Origin of the sequence: Thermoleptolyngbya sp. M55_K2018_002, from assembly GCF_015295965.1 — a bacterium.
GTDB classification, from domain to species: domain Bacteria; phylum Cyanobacteriota; class Cyanobacteriia; order Elainellales; family Elainellaceae; genus Thermoleptolyngbya; species Thermoleptolyngbya sichuanensis.
Genome location: NZ_DVEA01000251.1, coordinates 1 through 26,980, shown reverse-complemented (window position 1 = coordinate 26,980; position 26,980 = coordinate 1). Strand labels below are relative to the sequence as shown.

At 57.1% G+C, this 26,980-nt stretch carries 19 protein-coding genes; 12 read left to right on the top strand and 7 right to left on the bottom strand.

Going from position 1 to position 26,980, the window contains the following annotated elements; translation table 11 throughout:
• On the top strand, window positions 1-5,379 hold a 5,379-nt coding region (locus IGS51_RS12520; RefSeq protein WP_297078694.1), incomplete at its 5' end, for a PAS domain S-box protein.
• Window positions 5,380-5,428: 49 nt separating this feature from the next.
• Here the strand turns inward: IGS51_RS12520 and IGS51_RS12515 are convergent.
• Entirely contained in the window at window positions 5,429-5,929 is a 501-nt protein-coding gene (locus IGS51_RS12515; protein WP_297078693.1) for a pentapeptide repeat-containing protein, read from the bottom strand.
• Between the two features lie 229 nt (window positions 5,930-6,158).
• The gene (gene pheS / locus IGS51_RS12510) at window positions 6,159-7,160 is read right to left on the bottom strand and encodes a phenylalanine--tRNA ligase subunit alpha (protein WP_172355415.1); all 1,002 of its coding nucleotides are present in this window, start codon (window positions 7,158-7,160) and stop codon (window positions 6,159-6,161) included.
• A 330-nt stretch (window positions 7,161-7,490) separates the two neighbouring features.
• Between pheS and surE the strand changes: the two genes are divergently transcribed.
• From surE to IGS51_RS12480, 6 genes are all read left to right on the top strand, one after another.
• Entirely contained in the window at window positions 7,491-8,330 is an 840-nt protein-coding gene (gene surE / locus IGS51_RS12505) for a 5'/3'-nucleotidase SurE (protein ID WP_297078692.1), read from the top strand.
• Between the two features lie 751 nt (window positions 8,331-9,081).
• On the top strand, window positions 9,082-10,017 hold the full coding sequence (locus IGS51_RS12500; protein WP_297078691.1) for an MBL fold metallo-hydrolase: 936 nt from the start codon (window positions 9,082-9,084) through the stop codon (window positions 10,015-10,017).
• An 82-nt stretch (window positions 10,018-10,099) separates the two neighbouring features.
• Window positions 10,100-11,101: a bifunctional riboflavin kinase/FAD synthetase gene (locus IGS51_RS12495; protein ID WP_297078690.1), complete on the top strand. Its 1,002-nt coding sequence runs from the start codon at window positions 10,100-10,102 to the stop codon at window positions 11,099-11,101.
• Window positions 11,098-12,240: a glycosyltransferase family 4 protein gene (locus tag IGS51_RS12490; RefSeq protein WP_297078689.1), complete on the top strand. Its 1,143-nt coding sequence runs from the start codon at window positions 11,098-11,100 to the stop codon at window positions 12,238-12,240. Before IGS51_RS12495 ends, IGS51_RS12490 begins: the two co-directional genes overlap by 4 nt.
• Before the next feature lie 165 nt (window positions 12,241-12,405).
• Window positions 12,406-13,005 (top strand): J domain-containing protein, encoded by a 600-nt coding sequence (locus tag IGS51_RS12485; RefSeq protein ID WP_297078688.1) that lies wholly within the window; start codon window positions 12,406-12,408, stop codon window positions 13,003-13,005.
• A gap of 65 nt (window positions 13,006-13,070) precedes the next feature.
• Window positions 13,071-13,343 carry a DUF3143 domain-containing protein gene (locus IGS51_RS12480; protein ID WP_297078687.1) on the top strand — a complete coding sequence of 91 codons (273 nt, stop codon included), beginning with the start codon at window positions 13,071-13,073 and terminating at the stop codon, window positions 13,341-13,343.
• 235 nt (window positions 13,344-13,578) lie between these two features.
• Here the strand turns inward: IGS51_RS12480 and IGS51_RS12475 are convergent, their stop codons facing one another.
• The 4 genes from IGS51_RS12475 to lysA form a co-directional block, all read right to left on the bottom strand.
• Window positions 13,579-14,391: a YdcF family protein gene (locus IGS51_RS12475; protein ID WP_297078686.1), complete on the bottom strand. Its 813-nt coding sequence runs from the start codon at window positions 14,389-14,391 to the stop codon at window positions 13,579-13,581.
• Window positions 14,392-14,581: 190 nt separating this feature from the next.
• The gene (locus IGS51_RS12470; RefSeq protein ID WP_172355431.1) at window positions 14,582-15,337 is read right to left on the bottom strand and encodes an isoprenyl transferase; all 756 of its coding nucleotides are present in this window, start codon (window positions 15,335-15,337) and stop codon (window positions 14,582-14,584) included.
• Window positions 15,312-16,256, bottom strand: coding sequence for a diadenylate cyclase CdaA (gene cdaA / locus IGS51_RS12465; protein ID WP_297078685.1), 945 nt, complete (start codon window positions 16,254-16,256; stop codon window positions 15,312-15,314). The genes IGS51_RS12470 and cdaA overlap by 26 nt, the downstream gene beginning before the upstream one ends.
• Window positions 16,257-16,960: 704 nt before the next feature.
• A complete protein-coding gene (gene lysA, locus IGS51_RS12460; RefSeq protein ID WP_297078684.1) occupies window positions 16,961-18,385 on the bottom strand; it encodes a diaminopimelate decarboxylase in 1,425 nt (474 codons plus the stop codon).
• A gap of 135 nt (window positions 18,386-18,520) precedes the next feature.
• On the opposite strand from lysA, the gene rimI reads away from it, so the two are divergent.
• From rimI to IGS51_RS12435, 5 genes are all read left to right on the top strand, one after another.
• The gene (gene rimI / locus IGS51_RS12455; RefSeq protein ID WP_297078683.1) at window positions 18,521-19,144 is read left to right on the top strand and encodes a ribosomal protein S18-alanine N-acetyltransferase; all 624 of its coding nucleotides are present in this window, start codon (window positions 18,521-18,523) and stop codon (window positions 19,142-19,144) included.
• Window positions 19,145-19,324: 180 nt separating this feature from the next.
• Complete coding sequence (locus IGS51_RS12450; protein WP_297078682.1) at window positions 19,325-21,796, top strand: ATP-dependent Clp protease ATP-binding subunit; 2,472 nt, start codon at window positions 19,325-19,327, stop codon at window positions 21,794-21,796.
• 306 nt (window positions 21,797-22,102) lie between these two features.
• Window positions 22,103-23,098 (top strand): ketol-acid reductoisomerase, encoded by a 996-nt coding sequence (ilvC, locus tag IGS51_RS12445; protein ID WP_172355441.1) that lies wholly within the window; start codon window positions 22,103-22,105, stop codon window positions 23,096-23,098.
• Window positions 23,099-23,361: 263 nt separating this feature from the next.
• Window positions 23,362-24,705: a ferric reductase-like transmembrane domain-containing protein gene (locus tag IGS51_RS12440; RefSeq protein WP_297078681.1), complete on the top strand. Its 1,344-nt coding sequence runs from the start codon at window positions 23,362-23,364 to the stop codon at window positions 24,703-24,705.
• Window positions 24,706-24,844: 139 nt separating this feature from the next.
• Window positions 24,845-25,003, top strand: a complete 159-nt coding sequence (locus IGS51_RS12435) for a hypothetical protein (protein WP_297078680.1) — start codon at window positions 24,845-24,847, stop codon at window positions 25,001-25,003.
• A 55-nt stretch (window positions 25,004-25,058) separates the two neighbouring features.
• Here the strand turns inward: IGS51_RS12435 and IGS51_RS12430 are convergent.
• A partial coding sequence (locus IGS51_RS12430) for a hybrid sensor histidine kinase/response regulator (RefSeq protein WP_297078679.1) occupies window positions 25,059-26,980 on the bottom strand: 1,922 nt, incomplete at its 5' end.

The following is a 26,980-nucleotide window of genomic DNA, read 5'->3' as shown; positions in this document are numbered from 1 at the left end:
TGGTTTCCCCAAGACCCTCTAGAACAGCAGGGATGGGCGGCGAGCTGGATCAATCCGCTGGCAGCGCTAGACTGGACAGTGGAGCCAGATGCGCCCGTCGTAGATTTGCCGCCTATCACAGATCTGTTGGGACAGGCAGGGATGGCGCTGCTGGAGCGGGTGTGGAGCCATCCGAAGACGGAGTGGGTGGTCGATTTGGCGATGCAGCCTCAAGGGGGGCAAGAAGGGGGTCAAGAAAGATCGTCTGTGCCCGCGCCGCAGCTTGGCGTAGCTGCAACCCCAATCGTCATCCCAAATTGGCGATCGGCGCTGGCGGTGCCAGTGATGGAGAGCGATCGCCCGCTGGCGGTGCTGGTTTTTGTCAGCCGAGACGTGCGCGCCGAAAATCCCCAAATTTTACAAGTGATGGGGGCGATCGCTGCTCAGCTAGGTACAGCAATCCAGTTTCGCCAAACAGAAGCAACCCTGCGGCAAAATGAGTCCCGATTTCGCGCCGTTTTTGAACATGCCAACATTAGCATCGGCATGACTGCGCTGGACGGTCGCATTATTGATGTCAACGCTGCCTCGACCCAAATCTTTGGCTATAGCCGAGAAGAGTTCTACAGTTTGAACTTCAGGGACTATACTCACCCAGAAGATCTAGAACTCGACCTGGCCCTGCTGCAAGACATGATCGAAGGGCGACGCAATCACTACCAGATTGAAAAGCGCTACGTTCGTAAGGACGGCAACATCTTTTGGGCAAATCTGACGGTCTGCGGCGTGCGCGATGAGCAAGGGGCGCTGCAATTTACCTTTGCCATCGTGGAAGACATTACTCACCGCAAGCAGGCAGAAGATGCGTTGCGCCAGAGCGAAACTCTTAACCGCAACCTACTGAGGGCGCTGCCAGAAATGCTGTTTATTGTCGATCGGCGGGGCACTTGTCTCCATATTCAAACGGAGCGAGACGATGATTTAGTGTTTTCATTGAGTGAGCAACTGGGTCGCCAGATTGATGAACTGTTGCCTCCTGAGGTCGCGCAGTCGATGATGGGGGCGATCGCCCAGGCAGAGCAAACTGGAACCGTGCAAACCCTGGAATACAGCTTGCTGCTGCAAGGCGAGGAGCGCTGTTTTGAGGCTCGGATTGCCGATGGCGGCACAGCATCCCTCCAGGTCGGCAATCAACGCTTTGGTGGCTCGTCTGGCAGTCCGTTTGGCAGTCCGTCGGTCAGCCCGTCTGGCAGCCTTTTAAGTCAACCTGCTGGCACCCCACCCGCTAGCCAGATTTTTATTGTCAGCGTGCGAAACGTCACCCAGCGCAAGCGCACCGAGCGGGCCCTGCGAGAACAGGAGGCGTTTCTGCGGCTGATTATCGACAACATCCCGCAGCACGTTTTCTGGAAAGACTGCAACCTCATCTATCGCGGCGGCAACCGCAACTTTGCCCATTCAGCCGGACTTGAGCGTCCAGAAGACCTGGTGGGAAAATCCGACCACGACCTCTGGCCTACCGACCAGGCGGATCGCTATGTGACGAGCGATCGCGAAGTGCTGACCACTGGCCAAGCCAAGCTGCACATGGTTCGTAAAAAGGTGCTGGCCGACGGCCGCGAAATCTGGCAAGATGCCAGCAAAGTGCCGATTCGGGATGCCGACGGCAAGATTATCGGCATTCTTGGCTCCTACGACGACACTACCGAGCGTAAACAGGCCGAAGAAGCCCTGGCCCAGCGAGAGCAATACCTGGCGACGCTAGTGGACGTGCAGCAGCAGTTGCTCTTGCTAGACAATCCGGCAGAGATTTATGCCCTTGTCTCCCAGCGCTTGGGGCAGATTGCTAGGACGAGTCGGGTCTACGTGTTTGAAAATAGCCGCGACTCGGACGGCAATTTGCGGATGTACTACGTGCATGAATGGTGCGCCGAAGGAATTTGTCCCAATATCGACCGACCGCTGCTGCAAGGGCTGCGCTATCTCGACTATTCCACCCAGTTTGAACAGACCCTTTCCGAAGGGCGACCCTATGCGGGGATCGTGGCAGAACTGTCTGCCTCGGAGCGGGCCGTGCTAGAGCCGCAGGGCGTGCTGTCGCTGCTGGTGTTGCCGCTGCTGGTGAATGGCGAGTTTTTTGGGTTTATCGGCTTTTCAAACTGTGTAGAGGCGCGAACCTGGACAGCGGCAGAGGTGGATTTGCTGCGGGCGGCGGCGGCGGCTGTTTCCCTGGCGTTGGAGCGGGCGCAGGCGGCGGCGGCCCTGCGTCAGAGTGAGTCTCGCTATCGGTTGCTCACTGAACATGCGACTGACCTGATTTCTGGCCATGCGCCGGATGGGACTTATCGCTATGCTTCTCCGGCTTGTCAGGCGCTGCTGGGCTATGGGCCAGCGGATCTGGTGGGGCGATCGCTCACGGATCTGCTGCACCCCCAGGATCGGGAAGGTCTGCTCAAAACAGCGCTTCCCCAGTCCCCGCTGCTGAGTGGCGGGCCCGTAGTCTATCGTGTCCGCCACGCCGAGGGACACTACATCTGGTTTGAAACGCGCAGTAAAGCGCTACGCGATCCGGCGACGCAGCAGGTTCAGGAAATCATTGCTGTTTCCCGCGACATCACTGAGCGCAAGCAGTCAGAGCAACTGCTGGCGGGGCAAAAGCGGGTTCTGGAAAAAATCGCCACGGGCGCTGATCTGTCGGAAACCCTGAAACTGCTGCTCCAGGTGATTGAAGCTCAAACCACCGGGCTGATCGGCTCCATTCTGTTGCTCGATGCAGCGGGGCAGCGGATCGAAGGTGGCGTTACGAATAGCCTGCCTAGCAGCTATATTGAACAGTTGATCGGCGTGCAGATTGGTTCTAAGGTCGGTTCCTGCGGCACGGCCATGTATCGGCGATCGCCCGTGATTACCCCTGACCTTTACCAAGACCCCCTCTGGGAAGACTATCGCGATTTTGCACGGCAGTTTGGGCTGGTGTCTTGCTGGTCGCTGCCTATTCTCTCCTCTCAGGGCAATGTTTTGGGCAGCATTGCGATTCACAGCCGGACACCGCGTACCCCAACCGCCGCAGACTGGTCGCTTCTGGAAATTGCTGCGCCGCTGGCGGGCATTGCCATCGAGCAGGCGCGAGCAGATGCGGCCCTGCAAGCTGCCGAAGCCAAGTATCGGGGGATTTTTGAAGACGCGGTGGAGGGGATTTTTCAAAGTACGCCCGACGGACAATACCTGATGGTCAACCCGATGCTGGCAAGGCTGTATGGCTACGAGTCGCCTGCCGACCTGATGGCCAATTTGACCAATATCGAGCAGCAACTCTATGTAGATCCGCAGCGTCGGGCAGAGTTTGTGCGGCTGATGCAGACGGAGGGCACGGTTCAAGGGTTCGAGTCGGAGGTTTATCGGAAGGATGGCAGCGTCATTTGGATTTCGGAATCGGTGCGAGCGCTGTACGATGCGGCGGGAAACCTGATCCGGTTTGAAGGAACCGTGGAAAATATCACCCGACGCAAGCGGGCAGAATTGGAACTGCTGAACCGCGACAATCTGTTGCAGGGGGTGGCCCAGGCTGCGAACTGCCTGCTCACCCACGAGGATTTATCGACGGCCATCTCCCAGGCGATCGCCATTCTGGGCACGATGGCCCGGGTTGATCGGGTGTTTATTGCCGAAAATCATCCCCACGAAACAACGGGGGCGCTGGCCATGAGCGTCCGCTATGAATGGGTTCACGAAGGCACACCCCCCTGCCTGTCCGATTGGCAAAATCAGCCCTACGCCGCCCACGGGCTAGACCGCTGGTATGAGCAGTTTCTGTTGGGCAAGTGTGTGGGGGGAATTACGCGAGAGTTTCCCAGGGACGAGCAGAAAGTGCTGGCAGCGGTTCGTGTGCTGTCTTCGCTGATGGTGCCGATTTTTATCGAAGATGAGTTTTGGGGCTTCATCGGGCTGGATGACTGCCGCTCTGAGCGCCAATGGTCGGCAAGCGAAGAATCTAGCCTGCGGGCGATCGCCGCCAGTTTAGGAGGCGCGATCAAGCGCCAGCGCACTGAAGAGAAAATGCGCTACCAGGCCTTTCATGACGCGCTGACGGGTCTACCCAACCGGATGATGTTCAACCGCCATCTGTATCTCATGCTGACCCGCTCCCGCCGTAGACAGGAGCCGTTTGCCGTCGTTTTTCTAGACCTGGATCGGTTCAAGACCATCAACGACACGCTGGGCCATGCGGTGGGCGATCGCCTGCTGGAACAAGCCACACAGCGCCTCACCTACTGCCTGCGCGAAGAAGACACCATCGCCCGCTGGGGCGGCGACGAATTTACCCTACTGCTACCCAATCTAAAATCGCCTCAGGATGCTAGCCGGATTGCTGAGCGTATCTCTGAGACGCTACGCCCTGCTTTCTACGTCGATGGCCACGAGCTACACATTACATGCAGTATGGGCATTGCCCTGTTTCCAGACCACGGAACCGATGCCCAAACCCTGCTGAAAAATGCCGATGCCGCGCTCTACCTGGCCAAAGGGCACGGACGCGATAATCATCAGTTTTACACGCCCGCGATTACCAGCCAGTCTACCGAGCGCCTCGTCCTCGACAGCAGTCTGCACTACGCACTAGAACGGCAGGAATTTACCCTCCACTATCAGCCCCAGGTCAACATCCTGACGGGGGAAATTATTCAGATGGAGGCACTGCTGCGCTGGACTCATCCCAAACTTGGGCTAATTTCACCCCAGACATTTATAGGGCTGGCAGAAGAAAATGGGCTGATCGTTCCCATCGGGTTCTGGGTTCTCCGCACAGCCTGTTTACAAAACAAGCAGTGGCAAGAAGCCGGCCTCGGCCCACTGCGGGTCGCGGTAAATCTATCCGCACGACAGTTTCAGCAGCCCAACCTGGTAGGTGCGATCGCCAGCATCCTAGAAGAAACGGGATTGCCGCCAACCGGCCTGGAGCTAGAGATTACCGAGACGGCTGCGATGCAGAATGTGGAGTTTACCACCACACTGCTGCACGAGCTACAAGACATGGGCGTGCGGATTGCGATGGACGATTTTGGCACGGGCTACTCGTCTCTGGGCTATCTCAAGCAGTTTCCGCTGAACACGCTGAAAATTGACCGCTCCTTCGTCAAGGATGTCACAGTCAACCCAGATGATGCGGCGATCGTGGCAGCAATTGTGGCGCTGGGGCAGGGGCTAAATTTGAATGTCGTCGCTGAAGGTGTAGAAACAGTAGAGCAGCTTGCCAAGCTGCGATCGCTCCAGTGCGAGGAAATGCAGGGCAATCTCTTCAGCCGCCCGCTAGATGCAGCGGCTGCCACCCAGTTTTTGCAAAAGAACCAGCCTCGCAGCAACCTCCAGCGGTTCTGTCAGCCGTCCGATCGACCGGGCTAAAGAGCGATTTGGTTAAACGGCGAGGCAGTTAGGGAGCCGCCTAGAAACCCTACCTACACCCTAGCGATTCTCGTGTATTAGCGCCAGTCACCGGGTTTATACCTGATGCCGTTTTGCATAGATGAAGCACTTGCTCTCGATCCAGCATGGCAAAGGTAAAATCGGCTCCGTCCACCTTCGCGCCCTTGAAGTTACTTTTCAGCAGCATGGCAGAGGTCAGCACGGCATTGCTCAGGTCGGCTCCTGCAAAATTGCTGAGGTAGGCAATCCCATCGGTCATGTCGATTCCTTGCAGGTTGGCCCCCGTAAGCGTGGAACCGTTGAACACAGCCCCGCGCAGGTCAGCACCGCTGAAGTCTGCTCCAGCAAGCTGAGCATTAGCAAATTCTGCTTGAATCAACTGTTGTCCTGCAAAATTTTTGGTGGTGGCTTCTACGTCGTCGTAGGCGCGGATGGCAGCAGAACTCGCGGCGATCGCCCCCTGCGGCAGCCCCATCAGCCCCACCCACAGCCCAAACACCAGACCTAGCAACGCTCGAAGTAAACGCATGGTCGTTTTAGAAATTCACGCTCCCAACGTTAATAAACGTAACATTCTGCCGCCATGTTTTGGCAGCCCACTTCAACAGCCCGCTGCAACAGCCCGCTGCAACAGCACAATCTGACCACACAATTGGACAGCATGGCAGGCACAGCAAGTTCGACGGCGCAAGTTCGACGGCGCAAGTTCGACGGCGCAAGCATGGTTCAACCGCCAACTTAGACCATGACTTGCCAGACTAAAACTGCCGCAAAAAGCGCAGATCGCTCTTGTAGAGGTCGCGGATGTCGGTCATCTGGTGCAGCACCATCGCAAACCGCTCTACCCCAAAGCCGGCCGCAAAGCCCGTGTAAATTTCCGGGTCATAGCCAACCGCTTTTAGCACGTTGGGATCGACCATGCCGCAGCCCAGCACCTCCAGCCAGCGTCCCCGCCAGCGCACGTCTACCTCCGCTGATGGTTCTGTGAACGGGAAGAAACTGGGTCGAAAGCGCACCTCAATCTCGCCGAACATTTCTTCCAAAAATGTCTTAATCGTGCCGCGCAGGTCAGTGAAGGTCAGCCCCTCATCGACTGCCAGAATTTCGATTTGGTGGAACACAGCCGAATGGGTCGCATCCACCGTGTCGCGTCGATAGACCCGCCCCGGAGCCGCCACGCGAATCGGCGGTTCATTCGCCTCCATATAGCGAATCTGCACCGAAGACGTGTGGGTTCGCAGCAGGTTGCCATCCGGCAGATAGAACGTATCCTGCATATCCCGCGCCGGGTGGTCAGCGGGCGTATTGAGCGCCTCAAAGTTGTAGTAGTCGGTTTCCATTTCGGGGCCCTGGGCCACGGTATAGCCTAGACCCACAAAAATATCGAGCGCCCGGTCAATGGTGCTGGTTAGGGGATGGTTGCGCCCCTGGGGCCGGAACGTTCCGGGCATGGTCACGTCCAGGGTTTCCGCGGCCAGTTGAGCTTCAATTTGGGCCGCTTGCAGCGCCGCCTTTTTCTGATCCAGCCCCGTTTGCACGACTTCCTTGACCTCATTGGCCAGGGCCCCAATGCGGGGACGCTCTTCAGCGCTCAGCCGCCCCATGCCGCCCAGCACTTGCGACAGGCTGCCCTTTTTGCCCAAATACTTGATCCGGAGTTGTTCTAAATCTTCGAGGGAAGCAGCAGCGGCGATCGCCCCTTCGGCTTCTTGCTGCAACGTCGTCAACTGGGTTTCTAGCTCTACCAACTGGGTGGTCATACAGGTTGTCTGGCGGGTTGTTCTGAAAGGAATGTCTGAGGAATGTCTGAAAAGGACTGGGGAGAAGTCGCCCAGAAGAACCAGGAAAGAGGAATCTCTTCGAGCCAGTCTTCAAGAGCAACCCTCGGCGTAGAGCTACAATCCCTACTCCCCTAGTTTACCGATAGTTTACCGAGCTTCATCCCTCAACGACCCCCCTCCCCACAGGATCGCCCTTTACAACAGAAGCATGGCGCAAGCGGAGAATAGCAGAGGAAGAATAGTAATGGATAAGCCAGCCAATCGCTTTCATAATTCTGAATGGGCCTCACCTCAATCAAACCACCCACTATGCACCTCTTAATCAGCAACGATGACGGAATTTTTTCTCTAGGAATTCGCACCCTGGCAAATACCCTCGCCCAAGCAGGGCACCAAATCACCGTCGTCTGCCCCGACCGAGAGCGGTCGGCCACTGGGCATGGGCTAACCCTCCACAAGCCGATTCGGGCAGAGCAGGTCGAAGGCATTTTCCAGCCCAGCGTCACGGCCTGGGCCTGTTCGGGCACCCCTTCTGACTGCGTAAAGCTGGCGCTGGGAGCGCTCCTCAACAGTCCCCCTGACATGGTGCTATCGGGCATCAACCACGGCTCCAATCTGGGCACAGACGTGCTGTATTCGGGGACTGTTTCGGCGGCGATGGAAGGCGTTATCGAAGATGTAACTGGCATTGCCTTCAGCCTCACCAGCTTTTCCTCAAAAGATTTTCAGCCTGCTGCCAACTTTGCCCAGCGGCTCGTTGCTTACTTAGCCGCCAACCCGCTGCCCCAGCCGATGCTGCTGAATGTCAACGTGCCCGCTGTGCCTGTCGAAAAAATTGCGGGCGTAGCCGTGACTCGACAGGGACTCCGGCGCTACATTGACCAGTTTGAAAAGCGAATTGACCCCAGGGGCAAAACCTATTACTGGCTGGCGGGCGAGCTGTTGGAAGACGTGCCGCAGCCAGACCTAGAACTGGTGGTGACTTCGCAAACCCGGCTCGGTGAAGCCAGCGGAACATGGCTGAATCAAATGATGACCGATGTCCAGGCCATTCGCCAGCACTACATCACCATTACGCCGCTGCAATATAACCTTTCCTGTGCCCACGGTTTGCATCATCTCCGGGATTGGACGTTATCGGTTGAATAAGGAGTCAAGCTCAGCCCTAAGCCAGGCTACAGTCAGTTGGCCAGCAGTCACTCGGCCAGTTTGGCAGAGATGGGGGCAAATGCAGCAAATGCAGTATGGGATCGAGGTGGCTAATCGGTTAGCCAAAGAACAGCACTCGTTTCTTGACAAATTTCAATCAAATTTCAAACAAAGTTCAAAAGGTCGCAGAATCTGAATTTTTTCTATGAATTGCGGATGTCAGCTTCAACTGGATGAAGCATGATGAACGAGCCAGTCGCAAATTTCCACCGTCGCGGGCAAAACCCCAGTGCTGCACCGATGCTGAAAGTTTTTTGTAAATTTGGTTCTATGAATTTGCAGCAAACAAAATTTCTTGTGAGATTAGAGCAATGTCATGATGAAGAGGGAACTCTAGGATCAAGGATGCAGCCGGACGGTCTTTCCCCCTTTACAATAGGGCATAGATTGGTGAGTGGTATGTTGAGCCAGGTTCTACCGCCAGATAGCTCAAGGTGCAAAAGGGGTACGGTGCAAACAGGGTGAATTGTTCTTTGGGGACTTTGGCGTAGGTGGCACAGGAGTATTACCAGATATTTGCCAGATATTGCTGATACTGCTGGGACTGCCGATATTTTTCTGGGGCTGTATTCTCAAAACGCCAAACGCCTGGAAGCCACCTATCAAGAGCCGAAGCATTCACGGATGAAAGCGCCATGCAACGAGAAGGTCTTGTTTGGCAGGGCCAATGTCAGTCCAGTAAGAACCACAAATGTCTAGCGTGAAAAACCAGTTTACGATTCATTTCTGGGGTGTGAGGGGCAGTATTGCCTGTCCTGGCGCAGAGACGGTGCGCTATGGGGGGAATACCTCCTGTGTGGAAATGCGCGTCGCTGGAGAGCGGCTGATTTTTGATGGCGGTACGGGGCTGCGAGTGCTGGGGCAGTCTTTGCTGCGAGAGATGCCGCTGCGAATCAATATGTTCTTTACCCATTCCCACTGGGATCACATCCAGGGCTTTCCGTTTTTTGTGCCAGCCTTTGTCAAAGGCAACAAGTTCAGTATTTATGGGGCGATCGCCCCCAACGGCTCCACCATCGAGCAGCGGCTTAATGACCAGATGCTGCATCCCAACTTCCCCGTGCCGCTGCAAATCATGGGGGCGGATATGAACTTCTGCGACCTAGAGATTGGAGAGTCGGTGCAGGTGGGGGAGGTGCTGGTAGAAAACGCCCTGCTGAACCATCCGGGCGAGTCGGTGGGGTATCGCGTCAACTGGGGCGATCGCGCAGTTGCCTATATCACCGACACCGAGCATTTCCCCGATCGGCTGGATGAAAACGTCCTCTGGCTCTGTCGCAACGCGGATGTCATGATCTACGATGCTACCTACACCGACGAGGAGTACTACTCGGAAAAATCCAGCAAAGTTGGCTGGGGACATTCGACCTGGCAGGAAGCGGTGAAGGTTGCGAAGGCAGCGAACGTGAAGAAAGTCGTGATTTTCCACCACGACCCGCTGCACAGCGACGAGTTTATGGATCGCGTCCAGGAAGACACCCGTAAGCATTTTCCCAACAGCATCGTTGCCTACGAAGGGCTGGAGATCGACGTACTGGCAGAGGCAGCAGCATCCGCAGCATCCGCAGAATCAGCAGACACGACTGACGGCAAGCCTGCTGCTTCGCAAGCCAGCATTTCTGCCTGAGTCCGAGATTAGCTCCAGCCTTTGGCAGCAGATACAGTCCAGGTTCCACCTCGCTCAGCCGCTTTATGTCAGAATGTAAAGCGTGTGGATCACATCCTGCTTAGAGACGGTAAAAACCCCGACAGTCGTTGCCCTAGGAAACTTTGACGGCGTTCACCCAGGGCATCAAACTGTGATTGAACCTGTTTGGCTGGCCGCGCAGCAGTTTCGGGCAACTTGCGCTGTGGGTTCTGGCGCGATCGCCCCTGTTCCGACCGTTGTGACATTCCACCCCCACCCCCGCGAGTTTTTTACGGGCAAGCGCCGCGATTTGCTGACTCCGCTGGCGGAAAAGGTGGCCCAACTCAAACCCCTTGGGGTCGCGCAACTGGTGCGGCTACCGTTCGACTATGCCCTATCGTGCCTGTCGCCAGAGGCATTTGTAGAGCAGATTTTGGTGCGATCGCTGGCGGCACAGGAAATTAGCGTGGGCGAGAATTTTTGCTTTGGGCATAAGCGGGCGGGCACGGCGGAAGATTTGCGGGCGATCGCCGCTCGGTACGACATTCCCGTTCACATCGTGCCCATGTATACGCTGGACGGCGAGCAGGTCAGCAGTTCTACCATCCGCGACTATTTGCAGCAAGGACTTGTGCGGCCCGCTGCGCGGCTGCTGGGGCGACCCTACATGCTCGTCGGCGACGTGGTGAAGGGGCAGCAGTTGGGGCGATCGCTCGGCTTTCCCACTGCAAATCTGCGCCTGCCCGAAGAAAAGTTTTTGCCCCGACTGGGCGTGTATGCGGTTCGAGTTTGGGTTCAGAATGAGGCTTTTCCCAACGCCTTAGTCCTCCCGCCCGCAGACCCAGCAAGGCAGCCGCAACCCGGCGTGATGAACCTGGGCTATCGTCCAACGGTAGACGGCAGCCAGCGCCAGGTAGAAGTTCACCTGCTGGACTGGGCGGGCGATCTGTACGGCAAAACGCTGGTGGTCGGCCTAGAGGCATTTCTCCGCGCTGAGCAAAAGTTTGATTCCCTCGACGCGCTGAAGGCGCAAATTCAGCAAGACTGCGACCAAGCGCGATCGCTCCTCACCACGTCCCCATGACCTCCCAAATCCTTTCCGACGGTTCTGCTCTGCGGCTGCTGTTTCTTTCTACCCCGGTTGCACCGCTGGGCACCGGGCTGGGTGGCGGTGTGGAATTGACGCTGTACAACCTGGCAATAGAGATGACCCAGCGGGGACACAGGGTGCAAATCGTTGCGCCGGAGGGTTCCCAACTGCCGCAGTCTGCCGACGCGGCCCCAGTGGCGATCGCCCAGATTCCTGGCAAGCTGCAAACCAGTGCCCAGACCCAGCACTATACCGACCCGATTACCCTACCGCCAGAGTCGGTGCTAGGCAACATGTGGGACTATGCCCGCCAAGTGCAGCACGACGTTGATGTGCTGGTGAACTTTGCCTACGACTGGCTGCCGCTTTACCTCACGCCCTTTTTTCAGCGGCCCGTGGCCCATCTGATCAGCATGGGATCGCTGTCAGCGGCGATGGATGCTGCCATTCAGCAGGTCGCCCGCATGTTTCCGGGCACGCTTGCCGCCCACAGCCACGCCCAGGTGGATACTTTTCCAGATGCGGGCGGATTCCGCGTGCTGGGCAACGGCCTGGATCTGTCGCGCTACGAGTTTTGTGCCGAGCCAGAGAATCGACTAGGCTGGGTGGGGCGACTGGCTCCCGAAAAGGGGCTGGAAGATGCGATCGCCCTCGCCGCACAAACCCAAATTCCCCTCTCGGTGTGGGGGGCGATGCCCGATCCTGCCTACTGGCAGCAGATCCAGCAGCGCTATCCCGATGCGCCGGTCGAGTACCGGGGATTTCTCTCAACCGAAGAATTGCAGCAAGACCTGGGCCGCTGTCGGGCGCTGGTCATGACTCCTAAATGGGTCGAGGCATTCGGCAATGTAGCTGTGGAAGCGCTGGCCTGCGGCGTACCCGTCATTGCCTACCGTCGGGGCGGCCCGTCGGAGATTGTCATCGATGGGGAAACGGGCTGGCTGGTGGAGCCGGATCAGGTGGCTGAACTGGTGGCGGCTGTTGACAAGCTGGGGCAAATCGACCGGGCGGCCTGTCGCCGCCGCGCCGAAGCCCACTACTCGATGCAGGCGATGGGCGATCGCACGGAGCAGTGGTTCCGTGACCTGCTTCAAAAGCGTTCCCCTAGCGCGATCGCCCAGACATTTGGTTAAAATTAGTTAAAAATATGAGCTTAGGACTTACGCAGTTGGACGATGGCTCCCAGGCTGCGCTCGCGAGCCATCGTCCAAAAGCCAAAAAGTTTAATCGCAAGGGCGTAAGTCCTAGCGCTATACGAACCAAAAATTAGGGGCTGCTCCAAAACCGGAGGATTTACAGTGCCAGGGCAATCACCCGATGCGACCTATCCCACGCCACCATCCACCAACTATTACACTGTTCTGGGGCTGCGCCATACGGCATCGGTGCAAGAGATTCGTCGCGCCTATCGAGACTTGAGCAAGCTCTACCACCCAGATACGACGGAACTGCCGCCCGACGTAGCTACGGCCAAGTTTCACGCCCTCAACGAGGCCTACGCCACGCTGAGCAGCCCAGAGCGCCGCGCCGCCTATGACTTGAAAAGCGGCTATTCCCGCGTTTCGGTCATCCAGACCCCGGCAAATTTCAATCGTCCCGTTTCCGAAGCCCGCCGCTATCGATCAAGCGCTTATCTTGATCCGAGCGATCGCCCCCTGTCTGCGGGTGAGCTATTTGCCCTGTTCATCCTGGGAGTTACCTTTGTCGCCTGCCTGCTGCTGGTGCTGGCGGTGGGCGTTTCGCGGGGCGAGTTTACCATCGCCAGCCTCAAGTCCGAGCGCCTAGTCGAAATTATTCACCCGGCCACAGCCCACTCTGCGGTTTCTCCCCCCGATGTCTCCGATCGTGAGCCAGTGGACTCTGACCCAGAAGCCACGAGCGATGCCGTGATGGAGTGACGCAGGCATTTTTCTCGCTGCTTGATCCCTTTTATTCCGCCTATCCCCACACCTCACACCGTCTTATGTCCCTCCCCCCTGCCGATACGCCGCTCTATAATCATCCGCTGCCCGAAATTGAGCAGTGGCTCATTTCGCAGGGCTGCCAGCAAGATCGCGACAATTTGCATTGCTGGTATGTACAAAAGCCTGAGTGGGAAGCAGAAATTGTGATGGATGTAGACTCTATTGCCGTTCGCTACATTGGTGCGGGCGAAAACGGACAAGATCTGGTGCGATCGTTCAAATACTCTCTGAGCCGTCGAGACTTGGACGAGGCAATTTTTGTTGGGCCGTGATGCATTGGGCTGTGATGCATTAGGCTGTGATGCAGGCAAAATGCAGGCAGGATGCCGAAGGCGACGCAAACGGAAACGCGACGGACTTCTGCAAACCCATCGCGGTAATTGGCGCTCTAGTTGATCAGCGCTCTAATTAATCAGCGCTCTAATTAACTCAGTCAATCTTAATCAGTTAATCAGCGCTCTAAGCGGCGCAAGGCGAAGACTTCAGTCTGCTGGTGCAATGGCTGGCCTAGTTTGGGGCGATCGCACATCCCCGCTCCCGGACTTTTTCCAGCAGTTCAGGGGGCGGATTTTTCAGCGCATCGGGCGAATCTGGGTGAAACCGTCCCAGCAGCAGATAGCTGACCAGCGCCGGATATTCTCGCAGCGCTAGGAGCGATCGCCGTGCAGACGGAATTGGCGCAGTTTCAGCATGGGGAATAACCGAGAAGCCGTAGCCCTCAAAGGTCAACGTTGCCCGCTTCAGATGAGCCGGATCGGTGATCAAGATAATCGTCTCTACGCCTTGGGGCCCCAAAATGGTCGCCGTTGACTCGGCTTCGTCCTTGGTAGTGCGGGCACACCGTGTCGCTGCGAGAACCGATAGCGGAATGTTTTGTTGCTCAAGCAGTTCCGCGATCTCCTCCATGTTGTGTTCCATCGTTACAAAGATCCGGGGCGATCGCCCTTGCTTGTAGAGGTCCACGGCTGTCTTGTAGCGTTGCCCCTCATCGCGAGAATTGCGCGTCAGCACGACAATGGCATCAGCAGTCTGTCCCGAATCGGGGGGTAGGGCAGTCACCAGTGGATAGGTGAGCGCGGCGGCACCCAGCGGCGAAACCATCAGCCAATACAGCACCAACGCGCCCATCAGCAGGCGCTTTAGAGATTTTCGCCGCCGCATCCAGTTTTTTGAACCGGGGATGAGTTTGGGAACGACCCACAGCAACGCCAGCAAGATGACGAATAAGAGCGTGACTTTCGCTGGATTGGTGAGTAAGTCCACCAGTTCCCAGTTCAGATTTGTCCAAAATCGTCCAAGGACTCCGCGCAGGTTTGACATGGTTCACTCCAGAAAATTACGGCATTGCAGATCCAGACAAATTGCCCTGAGAAATTGCCCTGAGATAAAGCTAGTGGGCGTTTGGTTAGCAATTTGTCTCATCAGTGAGTGCGCGATTGAAGCCAGTAGGACAGGTGAACTCAGCAACCGATCGAAAACTAAGCAGCTAAATACTATGCGTATTGTAGGTTTACGAAGAGAGACGACCAAAGCGGCGATCGCGCTGTTGATAGTCCACCAGCGCCCGGTGAAACTCTGCCCGGTCAAAGTCGGGCCACAGCGTGTCGGTAATATAAATCTCGGCGTAGGCCATCTGCCACAGCAAGAAGTTACTGATTCGCATTTCGCCGCTGGTGCGGATCAGCAGGTCAGGATCGACCGTACCTTGGGTATATAAATGCTGAGAAAACAGCGCCTCGTCAATGTCTTCCGAGTGCAGCTTGCCCTGCTCGACCTGAGTGGCGATCGCCCGACAAGCCTGCACAATCTCCTGCCGCCCGCCATAGTTCGTGGCCACAGAAAACTGAATGCCTTGATTTTGGCTGGTTTCTGCCATCGACCGCTCAATCTCAGCCCGCAGCGACGCAGGCAGCCTCGACAGATCTCCCACAAACCGAATCCGCACCTGTTCTTCCATCATTTCGCGGAGTTCCTGGCGCAGCACCCGCTCAAACAAAGTCATTAAAAAGTCCACCTCTTCCAGTGGACGACCCCAGTTTTCCGTCGAAAAAGCATAGGCTGTCAAGGCTCCGATGCCCCAATCTCGGCAGCAGCGCAACAGTTCCTTGAGGGTATCAACACCCCGCCGATGGCCCATGATGCGCGGCAAGCCCCGCTGCTTTGCCCAGCGCCCGTTGCCGTCCATAATCACGGCAACGTGTTTTGGGAGGCGCTCCTGCTGCAAGTCTGCGGGCAGGTCTCTAAGAACGGTTGGCTTTGCTGTCATTTTTTCTCCGAGAAGCCGACTTGGAAATGCGAAAGGGGGCGGGCAAAAGGAGCTTGAGTCGGTCGATAAACTGACGGCCCAGACTCCGCAACTGCGGCGCAACGGGTTCACGCTCGACCGACTGAGAAAATCGCGCAATCAGCAGTTCTCGCAGTTTGCTGCTGGTCAGCGGGCGATTCAAGATGCCGCCTTCCGCCAGAGAAATTGAACCCGTTTCTTCCGATACCACTATACAGAGGCATTGCTCCACTCGCTCAGTAATTCCCATTGCAGCCCGGTGGCGCGTGCCCAGTTGCCGAGAGGCGCTGCGTTCTGACAGGGGCAAAATCACGCCTGCTGCCGCCAGCCGCGATCCGCGAATCAGCACGGCTCCGTCGTGGAGCAGCGTTGAGGTTTGAAAAATGGTTTGCAGGAGTTCCTTAGACACTTCGGCGTTGAGTTTGACCCCAGGAACCGAAAAATCGCGCTCGTCAATGGGGCGGTTGGTTTCCAAGATTAGCAGTGCGCCCGTGCGATTTTGGGACAGTTCTTTGACTGCATCGACGATTTCATCAATCACGCTGTCAGATTTGGGTACTGCTTCGGTGGCGGGTTTCAGCAGTTGCCAGATTTCGCCGCGCCCAAGCTGCTCCAACAGCCGCCGAAACTCTGCTTGCAGCATAAAGGCCATCGCCACCGCAGATCCAATGACTAGCTTTTCTAGCACAAAGCTGAGCAGTTGCAGGCTCAAGGCTTTGCTGAGCGCCGAAGCCAGCATCAGCACGATTAACCCGCGCACCATCCACAGCGTGCGGCGATCGCCAATAATCACTAGCACCATGTAGGTCAGCATCAGCACCAATACAACATCAATCCCATGCAGCAGCAAGGACTGAGTCCAGCCAGGGTTTGTCAGCCATTGCTTCAGCAAAGATCCCATCAGTTAATTGGTGCTAGGCATTATGCCCCGTGTAAATTTCAGCTATGGCAGGCGCGATCGCACCTGAAAACAGATTTCCTGAAAACAGATTTTAAGAATGGGGTTAGGGACAGGTATTTCCCGAAATCCGTGGCAATCCGTCCAAAAACGTCTCTTCGCCACAAGAGATACCGTGAAAACCTCAAACCAGGCGATACGTCTTAACCATCCGTTAAAAAGCTGTCAGGACTTACGCACTTGCGATAAGTTTTCTGGGTTTTGGATGATTTCTCGCGGGCTGCGCCCGCCAGAAATCATCCAACTGCGTAAGTCCTAGCTGTATTACGGAGGACAGAACGCACCCCCCAATTGTAAGAGCGGGAGGCAAGAAGAACCAGTGAGTGACCGATGGGAGCGGAAAAACAGGGGGTTGCCCTTTCCCTGATACACGTTCCTAACGGATGACTCCGGAGATTAGACCCGGAAGCAAGCCGGGAAAATCTTGCGGCGCACAAGCGAGATAACGACGGAAAGGGGAGGGGGCGATCGCCCTTCACGCTGCTCTTCCGGGGGTGCATCCCACTTTTGTAACCCTCACCCTAAATCCTCTCCCGCTTTGGGAGAGGGACTTCCAATCCGGCTCCCCTTCTCCCTAAGCGGGAGAAGGGGCTGGGGGATGAGGGCAAACTTGCAGAGCTAGGATGCCCCCTCTTCCCCAATAGCCCTCAGCCCTCGCGCCGCACCAGTCGCTCTGGCAGGCGATCTTGGCGGATCAAGTCTTCTACCGTTTCGCGCTGCAAGATCAGGCTGGCATCGCCCTGGTTTACCAGCACCGCCGCCGGACGGGGCAATCGGTTGTAGTTGGAAGCCATGCTGTAGTTATATGCACCCGTACCCATCACCACCAGCACGTCCCCTGGCTCAGTGGGGGGCAGTTTTGCATCTTTGATGACGATATCGCCCGATTCGCAGTGCTTTCCGGCGATCGCCACTGATTCTGTCATCGGGGCCGACAGCTTATTGGCCACCACTGCGCGGTAGACCGACTGATAGGTAATCGGGCGGGGATTGTCGGACATGCCGCCATCGACCGTGACGTAGGTGCGAATGCCGGGAACCGTCTTTTGTCCCCCCACGCGATAGGCCGTAACGCAGGCTGAACCAATGAGCGATCGCCCTGGTTCCGCAATCAGCCGGGGCAGCGCCACGCCCTGCTGCTGGCAGGCGCGAATAATGCCCTCGCAAATCACTTTCACCCACTCGTCAATGCTGGGCGGATCGTCCGACTCGGTATAGCGGATGCCCAGTCCACCGCCAATATCCAGCTCACTAATCGGCAGCCCATACTGCGCCGCTTTGCTCAGCCATTGCACCATAACGCTGGTCAAATCCTGATGGGCCTGTAGCTCAAAAATTTGCGACCCAATATGCGCGTGTAGTCCAACACACAGCAGTGCAGGCTGCTGGCTAACGTAGGCAAACACTTCGTCCAACTGCTCAGGATCGAAGCCAAACTTGCTGTCCAAATGTCCAGTGCGGATGTATTCGTGGGTGTGGCACTCGATGCCGGGGGTCAGGCGCAGCAGAATGCGAATCGGCTGGCCGCCAGCAGTTTCCGAAGTTTCCGAATCGGCCGCCAGAGACACCAGGGTTTTCAACTCCTGCCAATTGTCCACGACAATCGTGCAGCCCGCGCTGACGGCCAGCGACAACTCCTCAACCGACTTATTGTTGCCATGCAGGTAAATCTTGTCGGGCGACACGCCTGCTCTTAGCGCAGTGTAGAGTTCCCCGCCAGAGACGACATCCAGCCCCAACCCTTCGCTATCTACCACCGCACATACGGCCAGACAGTTCCAGGCTTTGGAGGCGTAGATCACCAGCGACTCGCCCGGATAGTATTGACGAAAGGCCTCTCGATATTGGCGACAGGCTGTTCGCAGCGTTTCTTCATCTAATATGTACAGCGGCGAACCAAATCTCTCCACCAGCGTTGTCACGTCGCAGCCGCCGATTTCCAGATGATCCTGTGCGTTGGCGCGGGCAGTCAGCGGCATTAGAACTTGATTCGGTGAAGCAGTCGCAGGGTCTAGCGTAGGCAAGTATTGACGACCAGAGTTGTCTAGAGCGGGTGCAGGAGTCGAAACCATCGGGCGGAACTGTCCTTGTCTTTACAGGAGGGTTTGCAGAGGAATGCTAGAGGGAATGCCAATTTTTCTAGTTTACAATTGGCACCTACCCTTCTTGGAGGGATTGAAGATGGATTTTCTGGATCGCAGATAGGCATGGACACGCTATACCTATCGCTGTTGACACGGGATCAAGTCGAAGCCGCCGTAGCGCTGGATCGGCAGTGTTTGGGTGGTCTGTGGACGGAAGACGGTTATTTGAGAGAAATTGACAGCCCGAATAGCACGCTGCTGGCGCTGACCGCAGCGGCAGGAGATGGGGAAACCTCGCTCGCTGGGCTAGGCTGTCTGTGGATGATTCTGGACGAGGCGCACATCACAACGCTGGCAGTGCATCCGGCACAGCGGGGGCGGGGGCTGGGGCAACTGCTGCTGACGGCGTTGATGCAGGCAGCGTGGCAACATGAGATGCACTGGGCAACGCTGGAAGTGCGGGCATCAAACAGAGCGGCGATCGCCCTTTATCAAAAATTTGGCTTCACGGATGTCGGTCTGCGGCCCCGCTACTACCAAAACCCCGAAGAGGACGCGCTGATTCTCTGGCGCAGGGGGCTGCAAGAGCCAGACTTCTCAGACACGCTGCGGCAGTGGTGGGGCTGGGTGGGCGATCGCCATCGTCAGCATGGGTGGCACCTGATCCCCGCCCAATCCCCTACCCAACAAGAAGCAGGCGATCTGGGATTTTCTGCCATCCCTCTTGACATAGGTATCTTTTCCTAGCAAGATCCCCCTCGGAGCGGCAAGCGTGCGATCGCATTCTTCGCTTGCATTCTTTGATGCGCTCGTTTCAGGATCAGGGTCTTAGCTGGGGTCGGTTGTCTCCGTTGAGCAGCCGGGTGGATTCACTTACCCTATGCTAGAATCAGCAGTACCGGCACGCAGCAGGTGATAGAGACTGCCATGTTTGAACGCTTCACAGAGAAAGCCATTAAGGTGATCATGCTTGCCCAGGAAGAAGCTCGTCGCCTGGGTCATAACTTTGTAGGAACGGAACAGATCCTCCTGGGTCTGATTGGAGAAGGGACCGGCGTCGCCGCCAAAGTGTTGAAGTCGATGGGGGTCAACCTCAAGGACGCTCGGATTGAAGTTGAAAAGATCATCGGTCGCGGGTCGGGCTTTGTGGCGGTCGAGATTCCCTTTACCCCACGGGCCAAGCGAGTTCTAGAACTGTCGCTCGAAGAGGCTCGCCAGCTTGGACACAATTACATCGGTACAGAACACCTCCTTTTGGGGCTGATTCGCGAGGGTGAAGGTGTGGCCGCCCGGGTTCTCGAAAACCTGGGCGTTGATCTCTCTAAGGTTCGCACCCAGGTGATTCGGATGCTGGGTGAAACTGCCGAGGTCACGCCGGGTGGCAGCCAAGGACGCACCAAGACCCCCACGCTGGACGAGTTTGGCTCGAATCTGACCCAGATGGCGGGCGAAGGCAAGCTTGATCCCGTGGTCGGCCGTCAGAAAGAGATTGAGCGCGTGATTCAGATTTTGGGTCGCCGCACGAAGAACAATCCGGTGCTGATTGGAGAGCCGGGAGTCGGCAAGACGGCGATCGCCGAAGGGCTGGCCCAGCGCATCTCCAGCGGCGACGTGCCCGATATTCTCGAAGAGAAGCGTGTGGTGACTCTCGACATCGGCTTGCTGGTGGCGGGCACCAAATATCGCGGTGAGTTTGAGGAACGCCTCAAAAAGATTATGGACGAGATCCGCCAAGCGGGGAACGTCATTCTGGTGATCGACGAAGTTCACACGCTGATCGGCGCAGGCGCAGCAGAGGGGGCAATCGATGCGGCTAATATTCTGAAGCCCGCGCTGGCACGGGGTGAACTCCAGTGCATCGGCGCAACGACGCTGGATGAATACCGCAAGCATATCGAGCGCGATGCGGCTCTGGAGCGCCGCTTCCAGCCCGTGATGGTGGGTGAGCCGTCGGTGCAGGACACGATCGAGATCCTGCGGGGTCTGCGCGATCGCTACGAGCAGCACCACAAGCTGAAGATTTCCGATGCGGCGCTGGAGGCTGCTGCTAAGCTGTCTGACCGCTATATCTCAGACCGCTTCCTGCCCGACAAAGCCATTGACTTGATCGACGAGGCGGGTTCCCGCGTCCGCTTGTTCCACTCGCAAATGCCCCCGGCTGCGAAGGAACTGGATAAGGAACTTCGCCAGGTTCAAAAAGAGAAAGACGATGCCGTTCGCAATCAGGACTTTGAGCGGGCAGGCGAATTGCGCGATCGCGAGATGGAGCTACGCGCCGAAATCCGCGCCATCGTCCAATCTAAGCAGAGCGAGGCAACGGGCGGCGAAGATTCTCCGGTGGTGACGGAGGAAGACATTGCCCAAATCGTTGCAGCCTGGACGGGCGTTCCAGTCAACAAGCTCACGGAAACCGAGTCCGAGAAGCTGCTGCACATGGAAGACACCCTGCACAATCGACTGATTGGTCAGGACGAAGCTGTGAAAGCCGTCTCTCGCGCCATTCGTCGCGCCCGCGTGGGCTTGAAGAACCCCAACCGCCCGATCGCCAGCTTTATCTTCTCTGGCCCTACGGGGGTCGGCAAGACGGAGCTAACCAAGGCTCTGGCGGCCTACTTCTTCGGTTCCGAAGAGGCGATGATTCGCCTCGACATGTCGGAATACATGGAGCGGCACACCGTTTCCAAGCTAATCGGGTCGCCTCCCGGCTACGTCGGCTACAACGAAGGGGGCCAGCTCACCGAAGCGGTTCGTCGTCGCCCCTACACCGTGGTGCTATTCGACGAAATCGAAAAAGCCCACCCCGATGTGTTCAACATGCTGCTGCAAATCCTTGAGGACGGTCGCCTGACCGATGCCAAGGGCCGCACGGTGGATTTCAAGAACACCCTGCTGATCATGACCTCCAATATCGGTTCCAAGGTGATCGAGAAGGGTGGCGGCGGTCTGGGCTTCGACCTGTCTTCGGAAGACATGGCTGAGTCCCAATACAACCGCATCCGTTCTCTGGTGAATGAGGAACTGAAGCAATACTTCCGCCCTGAATTCCTCAACCGTCTGGATGAGATTATCGTCTTCCGTCAGTTGACGAAGGACGAGGTGAAGCGGATTGGTGACATTCTCCTGCGGGAAGTATCGGGTCGCTTGCTGGAGCAGGGCATTACCCTAGAAGTCACCGAGAAGTTCAAAGATCGCCTAGTGGAAGAGGGCTATAACCCCAGCTACGGCGCTCGTCCCCTGCGCCGCGCTATTATGCGCCTGCTAGAAGACTCCCTGGCGGAGGAAATCCTCTCAGGGCGAGTCAAGGATGGCGATGTGGCCGTTGTGGATGTAGGCGAAGACGGACAGGTAAAGGTGCTTCCGGGTGAAAAGCGGGAGTTGCTGCCTCAGTCTGCGGAGTAGCGGTCGTAGCGGTTAATTGCTATAGCTGTAAATAGCTGTGGCGGTTAATCGCTATAGCTGTAAATAGCTGTAAGTAACTGCTGTTTGCCAGCACTTGTTTGCAAGCACTATCTAAGCACTGTCTTGTGTTGAGGGCTGGGTTGCCTGATGGGTGGCCCAGTTTCTTTTTGCGCTGATTCGGGCCATGCCTTTCACCCACTCCCCTCCGTTTGGTAGAATCAAATGCTTGACATTTGCAAGATTTACCGATTTGCAAAGACCAATTTGCAAGACAGATAACCCTCGCTTCACGGAGATTCCTTCCCTATGGCTCGGATGTATTATGATGCAGACGCGAATTTGGACGTTTTGGCTGGCAAAACGATTGCCATTATCGGCTACGGCTCGCAGGGCCATGCCCATGCCCTGAATCTGCGCGACAGCGGGCTGAATGTGGTGGTTGGCCTGTATCCGGGTAGCAAGTCGGCTGCCAAAGCTGAGGCGGAAGGGCTGACCGTGAAGACGGTGAGCGATGCTGCTGCGGCAGCGGATTTCATCATGATCCTGCTGCCGGATGAGGTGATGAAAACGGTCTACAAAAATGAGATCGAAGCGCAATTGACCGCAGGCAAGGTGCTGGCATTTGCCCACGGCTTCAATATTCACTTTGCCCAAATTGTGCCCCCTGCGGATGTGGATGTGGTGATGGTGGCTCCTAAGGGGCCGGGACATCTGGTGCGGCGCACCTACGAGCAGGGCGAGGGCGTTCCGGCGCTGTTTGCGGTGTATCAGGACGCAACGGGACGGGCACGCGATCGCGCGATGGCCTACGCCAAAGGCATCGGTGGCACCCGCGCAGGCATTCTGGAAACCACCTTCCGTGAAGAAACCGAAACCGACCTGTTTGGCGAACAGGTGGTGCTATGTGGCGGTCTCAGCGCCTTGATCAAGGCGGGTTTTGAGACGCTGGTGGAGGCGGGCTATCAGCCGGAACTGGCATACTTCGAGTGTCTACACGAGGTGAAGCTGATTGTGGATCTGATTGTAGAAGGCGGTCTGGCAAAGATGCGCGACAGCATCTCTAACACCGCAGAATATGGCGACCTGACTCGCGGCCCGCGCATCGTCACCGACGAAACCCGTGCGGAAATGAAGAAGATCCTGACGGAGATTCAGACGGGACAGTTTGCTCGCGAATTTGTGCTGGAAAACCAGGCTGGCAAACCGGGCTTTACCGCCATGCGCCGCCGCGAGGCCGAGCATCCCATTGAGGAAGTCGGCAAAGATCTGCGGGCCATGTTTAGCTGGCTGAAGAAGGCCTAGCCTGGGGTAATTGCTCCGCGGCGCTGAGGCGAGAGCATATTGGAGTTAGGACTTGGAAAGACCTGTTTGGCGCGATCGCCAGACAGGTTTTTTGTTGGGTCAGAGTATTTCTCTCTGGAGGCATAGGGACGCAGAGGGGCGATCGCCGCCTGAGGTAGAGGAACTCCTGCTTGCAAACAGACTATCTTACGGTTGCGCCGTAACTCCGGACTCGTCGGCCTCTATTCAGCCGTTACTCAGCCTCTATTCCTGAACCGCTAATCATGAAGACTATCTTGACCCATAGTCCAATTGCGATCGCCATCTTTTGGATCTCCATCTATCTGGGACTGACGCTCGTTCCGCTGCTGGTGCTGCTGCTCTATCCGCCGATATCCAGTGAAGCGCGGGGCTTCTGGGTTGAGTTTTCGGTGGCACTGGGATTTGTGGGGCTGGCGATGATGGCGCTGCAATTTGCGCTGACGGCGCGGATCAACCGGGTCGAGGCTTCTTACGGGATCGACATTATTCTGCAATTTCACCGCTACATCTCCATCGTGGCGGTGCTGTTTATCCTGGTGCATCCGGCGATTTTGTTTATTAACCAGCCGGAAACTCTGGCTCTGCTCAATTTTCCAGAAGCGCCGTGGCGGGCCCGATTTGCCGTCATGGGGACGGTGGCGCTGGTGGCACTAATTATCACCTCGATCTGGCGCACGCGGCTGAAAATTCCCTATGAGGCGTGGCGCACGCTACACGGATTGCTGGCGGTGCTGGCACTGGGGCTGGGGCTGGCGCACGCGATTGGGGTTGGCTACTACCTATCGCTGTTTTGGAAGGCGCTGCTGTGGGGGGCGATCGCCCTCGCTGCCCTCTGGCTCTTGGTCTATGTGCGTCTAGTGAAGCCGTGGATGATGTTGAAAAAGCCCTACCTGGTGGAAGCGGTCGAGTCTCAGCGGGGCGATAGCTGGACGCTGGCGCTGCGACCCCACGGACACAACGGCTTCACCTTCCAGCCGGGTCAGTTTGCCTGGATCACGCTGGACGTATCGCCGTTCCACATGCGCGAGCATCCCTTTTCGATGTCCTCCAGCGGCAGCCAGTCCGACCGTATCGAGTTTACGATCAAGGCGCTGGGCGACTTTACCCGCGAGATTAAGCACGTACCGCCAGGAACACGGGCTTACCTGGACGGCCCCTATGGCGTGTTCACGAGCGATCGCTATCCAGACACCGCCGGGTTTGTTTTCATCGCTGGGGGCATTGGTATCACGCCGTTTATGAGCATTCTGACTACCCACGCCGAACGCGGCGACGATCGCCCCCATCTGCTGATCTACGCGGGCGATCGCTGGGATGATCTCACCTTCCGCGAGGAGCTAGAAGCCCTGAGGGACAAGCTGGATTTGCAAATCGTCTTCGTTCTCCGCCATCCCCAGGAGGGCTGGACCGGGGAATCGGGCTACGTTGATGAAGCCCTGCTAGAACGCTACATTCCCTACTATCGCGGCAGCCGTCAATACTTTATCTGCGCCAGTCCCCGCATGATGGATGCGGTCGAAGCCGGACTCCACCATCTCCAAGTGCCGCCCACGCACATCCACATGGAACACTTCAACCTGGTGTAAATGGCTTCACAGAGTCCTGAACAGAATCATGACATTGCTGGAAGCCCTACAGGAGCTTGGCAGGCAATCCGAAGATCGCAAATCCGAAATCGGGAATCCAAAATCGCAAATCCAAAGTCGAGAATCGATCTATTTCCCTATGCGCTATATCTTGATGCTGCAACTGGTTTCTATCATCACCCTCAACTTGGTGATGGGGTCAGCGCTATTTGCTTGGTTGCAAAGTCGCCCTACCCCCGAAGCACCCGATGCAACGTCAGATCAGCAAAGTCTGAATCTGCCGCAAGACACTGACTAAGCGTTTAAGTGCCTAGCTTGGCTACTGAGTTACTGTTTAGTTACTGAGTTACTGTTTAGTTACTGTCTCCGCTGGCTGCCACCAGCACTTCGCCTTTGAGCATCCGCTGCGCCGCATCGAGCAGCATTTCCTCCAGATAGGGCTTGGTAAAGTAACCCTTGGCTCCAAGCTGGATAGCCATTTGACGGTGGCGGTCGGCTCCGCGAGATGTCAGCATGGCAATAGGAATGTGGGTTAGGTGCGTGTCTTTCTGCATTCGAGACAGCAGTTCCAGACCATCCATGCGGGGCATCTCAATGTCGCAGAACACCAGATCGCAGGGCAAGCCAGACCGGAGCTTTTCCCAGGCTTCCTGCCCGTCGCGAGCCTGCTCCACCCGATAGCCAATCTTGGCAAACGTCATCGACAGCAGTTCGCGGACGGTAATGGAGTCGTCCACGATTAGCACTGTGGGTTCCTGCTTTGCATCGGCGGCATCGGCGGGCGGCTCTTCGCTGACTTCCCACAGGGAGCTACCGGCCTCGCGACGGATGCGGCCCATCGACAGGTCGATGAGTTCCAGCACGTCGGCAATGGGCATGATGCGTCCGTCGCCCAGCACCGTCGCCCCAGCAATGCCCAGCGGTTTGGGCACAGGCCCTTCAAGCTGTTTGATTACAATTTCCTGTTCGCCCAAGACCTGATCGACTTGCAGTGCCAGATAGCTGCCCGCGTTGCTCCGCAGCACCACCACCGACACAATATCGTCTTCCTGGTTGCCGCCATAGACGCTGCCGCGACCCAGGCTGCGATTGTATTTCAGCAGGTTCGACAGCGGCTGGAAGGGCAGAAGTTGTTCGCGCCACGGGATACAGGATTGACCTTCGCTATTGATCTGGATGCGATCGCGCGGGACATCCAGCATATCCTGCACCCCGTCCATTGGGAAGGCGATGCGGGCGCGGTTGCTGATGCAGCACAGTGCCTTGGAGATACTCAGCGTCAGCGGCAGGCGGATGGTGAAGGTCGTGCCGCGCCCGACGGAGGAGTCGATGTTGATCACGCCCCGAATTTCGTTGAGGCTGGTGCGAACCACGTCCATACCCACGCCGCGTCCTGCTAGGTCGTCGGCTTTGTCGCGGGTGCTGAAGCCGTGGTGGAACAGCAGGTCATACACATCCAGCCGAGACATATTCTTGGCTTCGGCAGGCGTGATTAGCCCACGGGCGATCGCCTTCTGTTTTACCAGTTCCGGGTCGATTCCAGCGCCATCGTCGCTGACCGAAATCACCGTCTGGTTGCCCTGGTGGAAGGTGCGAACCGTAATTCGCCCGGTCGGCGCTTTGCCCATCGCGGCCCGTTCCTGGGGCGACTCGATGCCGTGGGTAATGGCATTGTTGACCAGATGGGTCATCGGGTCATAGAGCTGCTCCAGGATCATCTTGTCGATCAGGGTTTCGCGTCCTTCTAGCACCAGTTCTGCCTGCTTGCCACAGCGCAGAGAGATGTCGCGAACCGCACGGGGCAGGCGATCGGCGGTTTGGGCAAAGGGCACCATTCGGGTGCGGGTCAGTCCTTCCTGAAGCTGCGTGGTGATCTGACGGAAGTTGCGAGTGATCTGATCTGTCTCGTCCACCACAAAGTCAATGTCCGAGGCCGATTCTCGCACCCGCACGATTAGCTCGATCATCTCCTGTGAGAGGGTGTGGAAGCCCGTGAACCGATCCATCTCCAGCGCGTCGAAGCTCACGCCCGTTGCATGGTTGCTCTGGCTGCTGCTGGGGGCGCTGCCAGGAGTCGTAAAGGCAGAGGTCTTGCGTCCAGAGAGCAGAGAGCTTTCCAGGAGCGATCGCTCATACAGGTCGCGCATCCGCTGACCCACATCGCTCAACTGCTGCACCTGATAAAGCAAATTGTCGAGAAACTGCCGCAGCCGCTCCTCGGCTTGTTCTAGGCTGTTGCGGTTGACGACCAGTTCACCCACTAGGTTGTTGAGGT